Annotated in this window: 13 protein-coding genes; 4 read left to right on the top strand and 9 right to left on the bottom strand. The window is 70.5% G+C overall.

What is annotated here, in order from left to right; translation table 11 throughout:
• Positions 1–175 precede the first annotated feature (175 nt).
• Complete coding sequence (locus TTY48_RS03230; protein ID WP_220656139.1) at positions 176–1,312, top strand: CopD family protein; 1,137 nt, start codon at positions 176–178, stop codon at positions 1,310–1,312.
• A gap of 3 nt (positions 1,313–1,315) precedes the next feature.
• Here TTY48_RS03230 and TTY48_RS03225 read toward each other — a convergent pair whose 3' ends face one another.
• The 4 genes from TTY48_RS03225 to TTY48_RS03210 are packed head-to-tail and all read right to left on the bottom strand — an operon-like array spanning position 1,316 to position 3,555.
• Positions 1,316–2,131, bottom strand: a complete 816-nt coding sequence (locus TTY48_RS03225) for a polysaccharide deacetylase family protein (RefSeq protein ID WP_220656138.1) — start codon at positions 2,129–2,131, stop codon at positions 1,316–1,318.
• Positions 2,128–2,817 (bottom strand): GNAT family N-acetyltransferase, encoded by a 690-nt coding sequence (locus TTY48_RS03220; RefSeq protein ID WP_220656137.1) that lies wholly within the window; start codon positions 2,815–2,817, stop codon positions 2,128–2,130. Before TTY48_RS03220 ends, TTY48_RS03225 begins: the two co-directional genes overlap by 4 nt.
• Positions 2,818–2,845: 28 nt before the next feature.
• The gene (locus TTY48_RS03215) at positions 2,846–3,238 is read right to left on the bottom strand and encodes an SRPBCC domain-containing protein (protein WP_220656136.1); all 393 of its coding nucleotides are present in this window, start codon (positions 3,236–3,238) and stop codon (positions 2,846–2,848) included.
• Entirely contained in the window at positions 3,235–3,555 is a 321-nt protein-coding gene (locus TTY48_RS03210; RefSeq protein WP_220656135.1) for a helix-turn-helix transcriptional regulator, read from the bottom strand. Before TTY48_RS03210 ends, TTY48_RS03215 begins: the two co-directional genes overlap by 4 nt.
• A gap of 134 nt (positions 3,556–3,689) precedes the next feature.
• On the opposite strand from TTY48_RS03210, the gene TTY48_RS03205 reads away from it, so the two are divergent.
• The 3 genes from TTY48_RS03205 (at position 3,690) to TTY48_RS03195 (ending at position 7,411) form a co-directional block, all read left to right on the top strand.
• Positions 3,690–4,643 (top strand): hypothetical protein, encoded by a 954-nt coding sequence (locus tag TTY48_RS03205; protein ID WP_220656134.1) that lies wholly within the window; start codon positions 3,690–3,692, stop codon positions 4,641–4,643.
• Between the two features lie 139 nt (positions 4,644–4,782).
• The gene (locus TTY48_RS03200) at positions 4,783–6,087 is read left to right on the top strand and encodes a UDP-glucose/GDP-mannose dehydrogenase family protein (RefSeq protein ID WP_220656133.1); all 1,305 of its coding nucleotides are present in this window, start codon (positions 4,783–4,785) and stop codon (positions 6,085–6,087) included.
• 37 nt (positions 6,088–6,124) lie between these two features.
• A complete protein-coding gene (locus tag TTY48_RS03195) occupies positions 6,125–7,411 on the top strand; it encodes an alpha/beta hydrolase (RefSeq protein ID WP_220656132.1) in 1,287 nt (428 codons plus the stop codon).
• Here the strand turns inward: TTY48_RS03195 and TTY48_RS03190 are convergent.
• The 5 genes from TTY48_RS03190 to TTY48_RS03170 all read right to left on the bottom strand — a co-directional run bounded on the left by TTY48_RS03190 (position 7,375) and on the right by TTY48_RS03170 (position 13,336).
• Positions 7,375–8,289, bottom strand: coding sequence for a TauD/TfdA family dioxygenase (locus TTY48_RS03190; protein ID WP_220656131.1), 915 nt, complete (start codon positions 8,287–8,289; stop codon positions 7,375–7,377). The genes TTY48_RS03195 and TTY48_RS03190 overlap by 37 nt on opposite strands.
• A gap of 97 nt (positions 8,290–8,386) precedes the next feature.
• Positions 8,387–10,687, bottom strand: coding sequence for an arylsulfatase (locus TTY48_RS03185; RefSeq protein ID WP_220656130.1), 2,301 nt, complete (start codon positions 10,685–10,687; stop codon positions 8,387–8,389).
• Complete coding sequence (locus TTY48_RS03180) at positions 10,684–11,454, bottom strand: ABC transporter ATP-binding protein (RefSeq protein ID WP_220656129.1); 771 nt, start codon at positions 11,452–11,454, stop codon at positions 10,684–10,686. The genes TTY48_RS03185 and TTY48_RS03180 overlap by 4 nt, the downstream gene beginning before the upstream one ends.
• Positions 11,430–12,320 carry an ABC transporter permease gene (locus TTY48_RS03175; RefSeq protein WP_220656128.1) on the bottom strand — a complete coding sequence of 297 codons (891 nt, stop codon included), beginning with the start codon at positions 12,318–12,320 and terminating at the stop codon, positions 11,430–11,432. Before TTY48_RS03175 ends, TTY48_RS03180 begins: the two co-directional genes overlap by 25 nt.
• Entirely contained in the window at positions 12,317–13,336 is a 1,020-nt protein-coding gene (locus tag TTY48_RS03170; protein WP_220656127.1) for an ABC transporter substrate-binding protein, read from the bottom strand. The genes TTY48_RS03175 and TTY48_RS03170 overlap by 4 nt, the downstream gene beginning before the upstream one ends.
• Between the last annotated feature and the right edge of the window lie 21 nt (positions 13,337–13,357).

Genomic DNA, 13,357 nt, shown 5'->3' with positions numbered 1-13,357 from the left:
GATACACGGAGATTGTGGTGTGGCCGCAACGGGCCGACGAATCATTCTACCAATCGTCGTCAACCCGCCGGCCGCCGTTGCAATCGCCCGCTTGCCGAGACTAACAAAACCCCAGGTAGAGAGGTGTTTTGTCCGATTAGGCAGATGAGGTTGGCAAGGCTACGCTCACTCGACTATGACAAGCCTCACCATGCTCGAAGCGGCCGCCGGGCCGGCCGCACCCCCGCTGTGGCGGATCCTCACTCAGGTCGGGTACTTCGGTGCGCTCGCACTGGCCACCGGGTTCTTCCTCACCCTGGCGTTCCTCCTGCCCGCCCATGCGCGCGGAGGCGCGGCGGACCGGAGCGTGCGGGCGCTCGCCGTCCCGGTAGCGGCCTTCGTCGCCGTGGCCGGTTACGCCCAGTACGCGGCTCGGATCGCGCGCAGCAAGCTCGGCTCCACGTTCGCGGAATCGCTCTCGCCCGCACGGTTCGGCGATTACCTCGCGCTCCCACGGGAGAAGGGGGCGTGGATCTCCGCGGCCGCGATGGCCACCGTCCAGCTCGCCCTGTTCGCGCTGTTGGCCGTCACGATCGTCGCCATGGTGCGGTTCGGTGGCCGCGCGGTGGCGGTCGCCGGCTTCGCGGTGGCGATCCTCGCTGCTTCGGCGCCGAGCCTCACCGCGACGATCACCACGCTCGACGCGACGGCGAACCGGGCGCTCAAGCTCACGCACATCCTGGCCTGTGTGATCTGGCTGGGCGGCGTCTTCGTGCTCGGTGCCGCGGGTCTGCGGGCGCGCCGCACGGGGGTCGACGGAGCCGGTGCCTTCGAGCGGATGTGGGCGCGGTTCAGCGTCTGGGCGATGGCCGCGGTCGTGGCGGTGATTGTGAGCGGGGTGTGGCTGTCCTGGGTCCACGTGGGCACCGTCGGCCAGTTCGTCAGCACGTCGTACGGGCGGTTCCTCCTGCTCAAGATCGTGCTCGTGATGCTGATGGTGGCCGCCGGCGCATACAACGTGCGGGTACTGATCCCCGGTATCCGCCGGGCCCGGCTCGCGGGCGACGACGCCGGATTCGTCCGGCTCGCCCTGCGGCACTTCCCGGTGGTCGTGGCGGCCGAGGCCCTCGCCGGAATCGCGGTGCTGCTGATCGTGCCCTTCCTGTCGGGGTCCGCGCGCAAACAGGCCGACGGTGCGGCGGCCGGTCCGTTCGACTGGAACTCCTTCGGTGTGGGCGCGCTCCTGGTGGCGCTCCTCGTCGGCGGGTGCGTCCTCGCGGTGCGCACGGTGCCCGATCGCGCGACCGCACCCGACGGGCCCGTCGCCGCCTGATCGCTAGCGGCGGGGCGGTGCGAGCACGTCGTTGAGCGTGACCATCTGCAGGTTGCGGGAACGGATGATGTCCACCAGCTGCGGATACACGCGCGTCACCGGCAGGTGGTTCGCATGTCCGATCACGATCGCCTGCTCGGTGAAGTACTTGCGCGCGCACTCGAGCAGGTACTGCTCGGTGATGAGACCGGAGTCCGACAGCGAGCCGAACCACAGTGCGGGCACCGTGTATCCGAGATCGGCGGCGACCGCGTCCACGGCGGCGTTCCGGTACCCGAAGGGCGGACGGTAGTACGGCGTACCGTCCACCCCGAAGTTCTGGCGCAGGAAATCCTTGGTGCGCCCCAGTTCTCGCGCCACGCCCTTCGCGGAGAGGGCGATCAGCGACGGGTGGCTCCAGGTGTGGTTCGCCAACTGCACCTGTCCGGAGTCGACGAGCGGCCGGAGCGTGTCGCGGTGCGCCGTCCAGCCCTCGAAGCTCCCGGTCACGAAGAAGGTGATCCGGGCTCCCGTGTCCTGTGCGAACCGGGCGTAGGCGCCCACCACCTCGGCGTTGGCACCGTCGTCCACGGTGAGGGCGAGGTTGCGGCCGGGGCCGGGCAACCGGGTGATCGGTGCCGCGGGGATCGGGGTGCGCACGGTGCCGGGCGCCGGAGGCCCGAGGACCTTGGTCGGGGCGGGCGCGGGAGGCGGAGGCGACGAGGGCTCCTCGTCACCGGGGTGCGCGGGCGCGGACGCGGCGCACCCGGACAGGGCGGTCACGGTGCCGGCGGCGAGCATCGCCAGGAGGCCGCGCCGATCGATCCCGTGTCCGCTCATCGTGTGCCGCCGATCCGGATGACCTCGAGCGGGACGGTGCGGGTGTGGACGAAGCCCATGGCGTCGTAGAGGGCGCGCGCCGGATTGTCGTCGGAGGTGTGCAGGAAGGGGAGTTCGCCGCGCTCGCGGATGCCGTGCGCGACGGCGCGGATGAGCCGCGCCGCCAGGCCTCGTCCGCGCGCCTCCGGGGCGGTGCACACCGCACTGATCTCGGTCCATCCTTGCGGGTGCATGCGCTCGCCCGCCATCGCGATGAGTGCGCCCTCGGCGTCCCGGATGCCCAGGTAGGTGCCCAGTTCTATGGTGCGCGGCAGGAATGGCCCTGGCTTGGTGCGCTGGACCAGGGCGGTCATCTCGGGGATGTCGTCGGCGGTGAGCCGCGCCGCGTCGGGTGCCGGTGCGGTGTCGATATCGGCCCCGCTGTACTGGACCAGCCCGATCGTCTCGTGCACCGTCCAGTCGGAGGGCAGCGGCGTCGCGCGATCGCGGAGCAGGACCACGCCGTGGTGATCGGCCAGGCGGGCCGCGTCGGCGTAGTCGTCCGCAGTGAGCTCGCGCGGGTGGCCGAAGAACACGGAGACGTCCGGCTGATACCGGGAGATCCGTCCGCTGACGTCACGGAATCGGCGGTGGGGCCCATTCAGTGCGGTGTTGACGGGATCGGAGAGGGCGCTGGTCTCGGTCACCCACGAATTGTTCCAGACCGCAGTGCCGTCACAGGGCCTCCGCGGTCGCGCGGAGACGGGGGAGCACCTCGTCCCGCCAGCCCGGCCCCATCCGGGTGAAGGCCGCCGCCATCCGCTGATCGTCGAGGTCGAAACCACTGTGTTCCAGGAACAATCGGGTGCCGCTGCCCTCGGGTTCCAGGGTCCACGTGAGGGTCCACGCGGGAGTGAAGGTGTACGCGAACCGGTGCGGCGGTGTCGACTCGATCACACGGCACGGCTGGGCTCCGAAGCCGGGCATATCGAGCGTGAACTCGTGTCCCGGTTCCGCGGAGATATCGCCGGTGGCCCACCAGCGCTGTACCAGTTCGGATTCCGTAATAACTCGCCACACGGTGGCCGGTGCGGCGGCGATGAACTGATCCAGGGTGATGCTCGTCATTCCAACTCCTCAGCGATCGTGGCGAGCGCGGACAGGCGTGCCCGCCAGAACTTCTCGAACGGGTGCAACCATTCGCCGAGGTCGGCCAGGGGCTCGGCGGTGAGGCGGTAGATCCGTTTGCGCCCGATCGGTTCATCCGCCACGAGCCCGGCTTCGCGCAGCACCTTGAGGTGTTCGGCGACGGCGGGGCGGCTCAAGGCGAACCGCTCGCTCAGCTCACCCGCGGCGAGCGGGCCGGCGCGCAGGATCTGCAGGAGCTCGCGGCGCACGGGGTTGGCGAGCGCCAGGAAGACGCGATCGGTGCTGTGCGTGGTCACCCGCCGAAGATATGTCGGAGATTTCCGACGTGTCAACTATCTCCGACGCGTCGTCCCGCATTCGGGATGTCTCCGGCGTCGCAATGAGTGGATTACCGCAGATTCCTCTCACTCCGCCGCATACGATGCCCGGTATGGATCTGAAGGGCTTGGTCACGGCGCCGTTGCGCGTCGCATTCTCCACCGCCGATGCCGCGATGGCGGCCGTCGAGGGCGGGGTCGCCGTGACCCGCTTCGCCGTCCAGAACGTGGAGGCGGAGGTGAACAGCGCCCTGCACGTGGAGGGCGAGCATGGTGCGCTGTCGCCGACGCAACTGCTGCAGCGGTTCGCGAGCATGCTCGAACCCGACCGGCCGATCGGGATCATCATCAAGCGTGGGGGACCGTTGGACCGCGTCCTCAAGCCCGGCGGCGTCGTCGACCGGCTCACTGAGCCCGGCGGCATGCTCGAAAAGCTCACCGCGCCCGGTGGTCTGCTCGATCAGGCCACCAAGGACGACGGTCCCATCTCTCGCCTCACCAACGAGGGCGGCCCCCTCGACCGGCTCACCCGGCCCGGCGGTGTGGTGGACCAGATCACCGAATCCGAGGGCGTTCTGGAGCGTCTCACCTCCGAGGGCGGCGTCATCGACAAGCTCACTGCGCCCGACGGGGTGCTGGAGAAGCTCATGTCCAAGGACGGCGTGCTCGACAAGCTCACCGAGAAGGGCGGCGTACTCGACAAGCTGGCCGCCAAGGACGGTGTGCTCGACAAGCTGACCGGCCAGGACGGACTGATCGACAAGCTCACCGCCGACGGCGGCGTGATCGACCGCGCCATCGAAGACGGTGGCCTCGTCGATCAGCTGCTCGGTCAGCAGGGCGCGATCGAGCGGGCGGTCGCGCCCGGCGGCACCCTCGACGCCGTCTCGCAGCTTCCCGACGTGGTGGCCGAGCTCAACGAGGCCGTCGCGCTGATGACCGCAGCGGTCAACCCGATGAGCGACCTGGTCAATCGTCTGCCCAAGCGTATCCTCAAGGGCCGGGAGCCGCGCCGTGGCGCGGGCACGGCGGAGTCCTCGGCCCCCGATGCGCCCGGCGCGGAGTAGCCGCTCGGGTAACGCGGCGTTGACGAACGGCTAACACCGCGCGGCGGAGCCGCGGCCTGCATGAATCCCTGCGTAACCCTTGCCGAACTAGGGCCCGGCGAGCTTCCGTGTCGGCATCTCGCCGACCTACCTTCGGCGCATGAAGATGACAGTGCTGGGTACGGGATACCTGGGAGCCACGCACGCGGCGTGCATGGCGGAGCTGGGCCACGAGGTGCTCGGCGTCGATGTGAACCTCAGCAAGATCGCGGCGCTGTCCGAGGGCAAGGTGCCCTTCCACGAGCCCGGTCTGCCGGCCGTGCTCAAGCGGAACATCGAGGCGGGCCGGCTGCGGTTCACCGACTCCTACGAGGAGGCCGGGGAGTTCGGCGATGTGCACTTCATCGCCGTCGGTACCCCGCAGCGCAAGGGCGAGTTCGCCGCCGACCTCACCTATGTGAATTCCGTGGTCGACTCGCTCGTGCCGCACCTGCGCCGCGACGCGGTCATCCTGGGGAAGTCGACGGTGCCCGTGGGCACCACCGAGCTGCTGCGCGCCCGCGCCGCCGAGTTGACGCCGGAGGGCATCACCGTGGAGTTCGCCTGGAACCCCGAGTTCCTGCGCGAGGGGCACGCCGTCAAGGACACCCTGGAGCCCGATCGCCTGGTGCTCGGCGCCGAGCCGGGTGGCCGTGCCGAGCAGGTGGCGCGGGAGATCTACGCCCCGATCATCGCCCGCGAGACCCCGTTCTTCCTCACCGACACCGCCACCGCCGAACTGGTGAAGATCTCCGCGAACGCCTTCCTGGCCACCAAGATCTCGTTCATCAACGCCGTCTCCGAGGTCTGCGAGGCCGCCGGCGCCGATGTGGTGGCCCTGGCCGACGCGATCGGCGTGGACTCCCGGATCGGTCGTCGTTTCCTCGGTGCCGGAATCGGTTTCGGCGGTGGATGCCTGCCCAAGGACATCCGCGCCTTCATGGCCCGGTCCGGCGAACTGGGTGCGGGCCACATGCACGGACTGCTCCGCGAGGTGGACGCGATCAACATGAGCCGGCGCACCCGCATGGTGGACCTCGCCCGCGAGGCCTGCGGTGGCTCACTGCTCGGCGCGAAGGTGGCCGTTCTCGGCGCCGCGTTCAAGCCCGATTCCGACGATGTGCGCGATTCCCCGGCCCTGAACATCGCCGGACAGATCCAGCTGCAGGGTGCCGCGGTCTCCGTGTACGACCCTGAGGCCATGGACAACTCGCGCCGCGTCTTCCCCACGCTGGACTACGCCACCACGGCCTTGGAGGCGTGCGAGGGCGCCGATGTGGTGTTGGTGCTCACCGAGTGGACGCAGTTCCGCGAGCTCGATCCGGCGGCGGTGGGCGCCGTGGTGCGCCGGCGTTCGCTGCTCGACGGCCGCAACTGCATGCCGGCCGAGCAGTGGCGCGCCGCCGGGTGGGCGTACCGCGCCTGATTCGACAATCCAGTGCACGACTGTACACTCAATTGTCATGAGTGCAGTCGTGGACCGGCGTCGGGCCGAGGTCAGGGCCCTCGCCGAACTGGGATGCAGTGAGGTGGCGGTGGCCACCGGCGGGGTCCACGGTGTTCACCGGGCGATATCCGACCGGGTGTTCGCCGCCATCCGGCTCGGTGTGGGACCCGCCGCCGCGCCGGTCCGGGTGCTGCACGACGGCATCACCGACGGCGTGTACCGGGCGATCGGCTCCGCCGCGCGGGCGGCGGGCAGGATCGCCGGCGCCGCGGCGGACTACCCGGGTGACCGCCCGCCCTCGGAGACGGTGCGGGGTGCCAGCCTGATCGGCGCCGTTCTCGGGCTCGTCGGTGACGAGCTCGCCGCGGCCGGCTCGCCACTGGCGGCCGATCCCGTCACGGTGCGGGTGGACGGCGCCATCGTGCACCTCGAAGCGACCGAGATGCCTGCGGGTCGCCTGGACCCGCAGGAGGTCTACGACGGTGCCACGGGGCGGATCGTCGTCTTCCTGCACGGCCTCAGCGAGACCGAACACGCCTGGGGAGCGGGCGGTCTGGCAGCGGACGATTACGGCGTGCGGCTCGCGATCGACCTCGACGCGACGCCGGTGTACGTGCGCTACAACAGCGGGCGCCACATCAGCGACACCGGCGCCGATCTGGCGACGCTGCTCGAACGCCTGCATGCGATGTGGCCGGTGCCGATCACGGACATCACGGTGATCGGGCACTCGATGGGCGGTCTCGTCGCCCGCAGCGCGGCACATCTCGCCCAGCAGGCGGGCATGCGCTGGGTCCGGACGGTATCCGCCACGGTGAGCCTGGGGACACCGCACCTCGGAGCTCCGCTCGAACAGGCGGCGCACTACGGCAGCGCCGCCCTGGTCGCGATCCCGGAGACCGCGCCGTTCGGTCGGTTACTGCGCAGGCGCAGCGCGGGGATCCGGGATCTGCGCGCCGGATCGATCGTCGACGAGGACTGGACCGGCCGCGACCCGGATGCGCTGGGCCGGGCGGTGGCGGCCGAGGTGCCACTCCTGGACGGTGCCGCGCACTACTTCGTGACGGCCACCGTGACCAGGAGCGCCGCGCACCCCGTGGGACGGCTCGTGGGCGACGGGCTCGTCCTCGCGCCCAGTGCGGCGGGCCGAGACCGCGCCCGCCGCATCGGATTCACCGATGACGCGGGCGTCCACCTCGGCGGCGCCCACCACTTCACCCTGCTGCGCTCCGAGGCGGTGTACGCCGCGCTCCGGAACTGGCTCTCTCAGCCGCGCTGCCGGGCGGGCGTCACCGGGGAGTAATCGGACGCATCGCCCTTGAGCGCCACACCCTCCCGGCCGTCGACGCCGACGGGGATGTCGCCCGCCAGCGTCACCCGACGCAGCAGGCGCTTGTTGTCGCCGTAGTCGTTGATACCGAAGTGCTGCGTGGAGCGGTTGTCCCAGATCGCGACGTCGCCCGGCTGCCAGGCCCACCGCACGGTGTTGTCCGGGTTCTCGATCCGACGCTGAAACAGTGCCAGGATCGGCGCCGAATCCTGCGAGCTCAGGCCCGCGAACTTGCTGACGAAGTGGCCCAGCAGCAGCGATCGGCGGCCGGTCTCGGGGTGCACGCGCACCACCGGATGCTCGGACTCGAAGATGTTCCGGATGAACTCCTGGTGGTACTCCGCGCGCTGGTAGGTCGAGTTGTGGCCCGCGTAGTCGTAATCGTTGGTGTGGATCGCGCGCAGGTTCTCCGCGAGCACCTTGAGCGGCTCCGGAAGCCGGTCGTAGGCGCGGGTGGTGGACGCCCACGTGGTGTTGCCGCCGTGCGGGGGCAGCGTGACCGGGCGCAGGATGGACGCCTTCGGCACGCGGTCCACGAACGAGACATCGGTGTGCCAGCTGTTCGCCGCGCCCTCGATCGGCAGCAGATCCGAATCGGACCGCACGGTGGGGTGCGGAGTGGTGGGAACACCGATCCGGCCGGCGAAGGCGTGCTGGCCGGCATCGTCGAGGTGGTGCTGGTCGCGGAAGAAGATCACCTCGTGCTCGGCGAGCAGGTCCAGGATCCGCTCCGCGGTGGCGTCGTCGATGTCGCCGCCCAGCCGGACCCCGTGCACGATCGCGCCGATGTGCTCACTGAGCTTCGTGACGGTGATCTCGGAGGTGGTGGTCGGTTCGAGCGTCGCGGTCATGAGTGCCTCCCGGGCGGCAGATCGATTGCTTGTGGTTCAAGGACACTCGACGAGCGCGCGGATCGCCAGGGTTGTATTCACCGCAAGCGCAATGCGATCAATCCGCCTCCTCCTCGGCCTCCTGCTGCAAGCGCTCGATCGTGGCCGCGGGCACCGCGACCGCCCCGGGCGTGTACGTCACCGAACGCAGGGAGCCGGAGTACGGGAAGACGCCGCGGCGCTCGCGCAGATCCCACGACACGGGACCGCGCGCGTCCACGCCCACCGAGATCCCCGTCCAGGGAGCCATGCCGATCAGCTGGACGCGGTCCGCGAGCGCCGCGGCGGGCGCACCGTCGACGGTGAGCGCGAGGTCCCACCGCAGGCCCGGCCGCACGGACGCGGTGAGCCCGACGGTGCGCGTGCCCGGCGGGATCGCGGCGCGGGCCTCCTCGTACCGGCCGTACGCGTTGTAGCCCACCACGGCCGCGCCGCCCTCGATGTACACGAGGTAGCCGCCCAGGGCGTCGCCGTGCGCCACCAGCACGCCCTCGTCGCCGGGCTCGAACCGCAGGTCGATGTCGATGCGGAAGTCGCGGTACTGCACAAGCTTCGCCGACCGGTACCGCTCCAGCACCGGTGTGCCGGGCAGCAGCCGCACGGGATCGGCCAGCCGCCGCTCCGCGGGGTTGCGTGTGGAGCCGTCGATCACGATGGGGAAGACGGTGTTCCGCCACGCCTGGAGTTCCCACTCGGCGGCCAACTCGGCCACCAGATCCGGATGCTCAGCAGCGAGATCGCGGGTCTCGGCGGGATCGGTGCGGTTGTCGTACAACTCCCAGCGGGGCGCCAACGGATCGTCGCCGGGATCGAAGCGGCTCAGCAGCTTCCATCCGTCCCGGTAGTACCCGCGGTGTCCGCGGAACTCGGAGTACTGGTACGTGCGGGCCGAGGGCGCCGCCGGGTCCGACCACGCCGCGCGCTGGGAGAGCCCGTCGCGCTGCTTGGCCGCCACCCCGTGCCGGCTGTCCGGCGTCGGTACGCCCGCGAGATCGAGAAGGGTGGGCGCCACATCGGTGACGAACGAGTACTGATCCCGGACGCCCCGGGCGTCGAGGCCGCCCGGCCAGGACAGGACCAGCGGCACCCGCACGCCGCCGGCGAAGGTCTGGCCCTTGTAGAAGCGGAAGGGCGTGTTGGAGACCTGCCCCCAGCCGCGCGGATAGTGCACCCCGAGGCGTGCGGAGCCGATCAGCTCCTCCGGATGATCGACATCGCCCTCCCAGCTCTGCGGGGCCCCACCGGAGGCGAACTTCACGAACTCCGCGAAGTAGCTGCGAGTGCCCTCGGGGCCGCCCTCGGCGGTGCCGCCGTTGTCGGAGCTGAAGACCACGATCGTGTCGTCGAGCTCGCCCAGTTCTTCCACGGTGGTCAGCAGTGCGCCGAGACTGTCGTCCACGGTGCGCACCATCGCGGCGTACACCTGCATGTACCGCGCGAACCGGCGCTGCCGGTCCGGGTCGAGCTCGTCCCAGGCGGGCACGTCGTAGCCGGGTTCGGTGTTGCGCGCGGCGGGAGATACCTCCGGGCCGAACAGGCCCAGCTCTTGCTGGCGCGCGAATCGGGCCTCCCGCACCGCATCCCAGCCGCGCGCGTAGTCGAGATCGCCGCGCGGCAGGTCCTCGTCCTTGACCTGCAGCGGGCCGTGCATCGCGATGTGCGCGAAGTACAGGAAGAAGGGTTTGTCGGCGTCGTGGGCGCGCAGGTCCTTGATCCAGCTCGTCGCGGTGTCGGTGAGGGCATCGGTCACGTAGAAGCCCTGCGGATACTCGGTCACGGGATCGACGGTGTTGTCACGCACCAGCTGATTCGGATGGAAGAAGGAGTTCAGCCCCTCCAGGGATCCGTAGTAGTGATCGAATCCCCTTTGCAGTGGCCAGGATCCGCGATCGGCGTCGGGTCCGAGTCGGGAATCCTTCGCGAGGTGCCATTTGCCCACGGCGTAGGTGGCGTAGCCCGATTCACGCAGGATCTCCGGCAGGGTGAGCACATCGTCGGCCAGGCTGAGCCGCAGATTCGGATATCCCGGATCGGAGTTCGCCACCGAGCCGTACCCGGCGCGATGCGGATTGAGTCCGGTGAGGAGGGCGGCCCGGGTGGGGGAGCACACCGGTGTGGTGTGGTGATTGGTGGAGACGATGCCCCGCGCAGCGAGCGCGTCCAGGTTCGGTGTGGGGATCTCCGAACCGTACGGGCCGATATCGGAGAAGCCCATGTCGTCGACGAGCACCACGATGATGTTGGGCGAGCCCGCGCGGGCGCGGCGTTCCTGCGGCCACGCAGGGGTGGACTCCTCCTCGGTACGACCGATCCGTCCGGTGAATCCCTCGTAGCCCCGGGCGTAGTCGGGGATCGTCATGCGGGAGCGGTCACCGCCTCGTGCTCCTGGTCGACCCCGAGGGCGTCGAGGAGCCGGCTGCGCAGCTCCGCGAAACCGTTCTCACCGGGACGGCGCCCGGTGTCCGCGGGCAGGGTGAGATCGACCGACAGGATGCCGTGATCGAGCACGAGGATCCGGTCGGCCAGAGCGATGGCCTCATCGACGTCGTGCGTGATCAGGAGGACTCCGGGGCGGTGCCGCGCCACCAGTGCCCGCAGCAAATCGTGCATCTTCAGCTTGGTGAGGGCGTCGAGCGCACCGAAGGGCTCGTCGGCGAGCAGCACCGCGGGCTCGCGGACCAGGCTGCGCGCCAGCGCCACCCGCTGCTGCTGACCACCCGAGAGTTCCTTGGGCCAGGCCGTCTCCCTGCCGTCCAGGCCGACCTCCTTCAGCAGCGCCCGGCCCACCTCCTTCGGATCGGAGCCGGAGAGCCCGAGCACCACGTTCTCCAACACCCGCGCCCAGGGCAGCAGGCGGGAATCCTGGAAGACCACCGCGCGACGCGGATCCACCTCCAGTACGCCGGAACCGGGCACCCCGTCGTCCAGCGAGGCGATCGCGCGCAGCAACGTCGACTTACCGGAGCCGGAGCGGCCGAGCAGCGCCACGAACTCGCCCCGGCGGATCGTCAGGTCCACACCGCGCAGCACCGCGCGGCCGTCGAAGCCGCGCACCAGGTTCCGCGCGACGATCACCGGCTCCTGATCGAGTGCGGGATCGTTCAGTGCGCCAACGTGCTCTGCCATGAGAGTGCCTTTCGGGAGAGGGTGCGCACCGCGAGATCGGTGCCGAAGCCGAGTACGGCGTACACGGCGAGTCCGACCACGATCACGTCGGTGAGGCCGTACAGCCGGGCCTTGTACATGAGGTAGCCGATGCCGTCCGAGGCGCCGACCTGCTCGACCACCACGAGGGCGAGCCAGGCCACGGTGGCGCCCAGGCGCAGTCCGGTGAAGAACCCGGGGAGCGCCCCCGGGATGGCGATCCGCCGTACGAACGCCGCGCGGCTGAGCCCCACGGTCTCGGCCAGCTCCACGTACTTGCGGTCGATGCCGCGTAGGCCGGCGTGGGTGTTCAGGTACACCGGCGTGGCCACCGCCAGGGTGATGAGGACGATCTTCATCTCCTCGCCGATGCCGAACCACACGATGAACAGCGGCAGCAGTGCCAGCGCGGGGATCGCCCGGTAGATCGTGACGGTGCCGTCGATCAGTGCCTCGCCCGGGCGGGTCAGGCCCGAGAGCAGCGCGAGCGCCACCGCCAGGGCGACGCCCAGGACGCCGCCGACGATCGCGCGCTGCGCGGAGGCCCAGATGTTGGACCACAGCGAGCCGTCGGCGGCGAGGTTCCACGCGGTCCGGACCACCGTCCAGGGCGCCGACAGCACGGTGTCGGGGATGACGCCGGTCGCCGAACCGGCCGCCCACACCGCGACCACCAGCGCCGGGCCGGCCAGGATCCACGCGCCGATGGGGCGGGCGTCGACGAGTGCCCGCCGCGATGCGGGCCGGGGGAGCAGCTCGTGATCGGGGTCGAGCGCACCGGGCCGTTGTTCCGGGACGGTATCGCCGCCGAGGCCGCTACCGAGGCGGCCGAGGGGAGTACTGGTCATGAGGGGTCCTTCTCGGTCGCGAAGCGGAAGTCGACGGAGCCCTCGGCGGAGATGCGGCCCCCGGGGATCTCGTCGAACTGGGCGAGGGTGTCGATGGTGTCCTGCTGGCGCTGCACGAGCGCCGGGTCGAGCGCCACCGGTCGCCAGCCGCCCTGGCCGTCGTACGCGACGGAGCCCACGGCGGCGGGGATCTTCAGGGCGCCGACGTAATAGGTCTGCACCCAGCGGTTCTTGTCGGCGTCCACCCAGCCGCGGGCCCGATCGAGCGCGGACGACAGATGGCGCAGCGCGGACGCCGTCGCCGGATCCGCCAGCGCGGCCTGCGGCGAGTACAGGAACATCAGCCCGGACTGCGCGGCCTGGGCGACCGGGTCGGGCAATGCCTGCGCGTCCGGGTGGGCCTTGCGGTACTTGGTGTTGATCGGCTCCATCAGGGGCGCGATGTCGATCTGCCCGGCGCCGAGCGCCTCGCCCACCTCGGTGAGTTGGAGCGGCACCAGCTGCACATCGTGCTTGGACAGTCCGGCCGTGCGCAGCAGCCGCAGCACCATCGCCTGATGCGCCGTGCCCTCGGCGTAGCCGATCTTGCGTCCGCGCAGGTCGGCAAGGCTGCGCAGGGTGATTCCCGGCCGCGCCACCACGCCCACGCCGCCGCGGTCCTGCTGCCACGCCTTGATGATCGGGCTGGGGAACCGGGCGATCTGCGCGTGGATCGGCGGCACATCGGCCACGATCGCCACCTGCGCCGCGCCCGCGCGGAAGGATTCCAGGATCGCCGGGCCGCCGGCGAAGTCGGCGAACTTCACCGTGAACGGCAGCCGGCCGAGCTCACCCGAGGCGGTGAGCATCGTCTTGAGGATCGACTGCTGATCGGCGACGGTGATCGTGGTCCCGGCGGGGACGTCCGCGGGGATCGGGGCGCGCGGGTCGTAGGCGGGCCCCGCCGGACCGGAGCAGGCGGCCACGGTGACGGCCGCGACGAGGGCCGCGGCGAGGCGCGGCAGACGAAAACGCATGCGACAGAGTGTTCGGCCCAG

Origin of the sequence: Tsukamurella sp. TY48, from assembly GCF_019656655.1 — a bacterium.
Taxonomy (GTDB): domain Bacteria; phylum Actinomycetota; class Actinomycetes; order Mycobacteriales; family Mycobacteriaceae; genus Tsukamurella; species Tsukamurella strandjordii.
The sequence above is the reverse complement of the archived record's forward strand: the minus strand, read 5'-3'. Positions and strand labels throughout refer to the sequence as shown.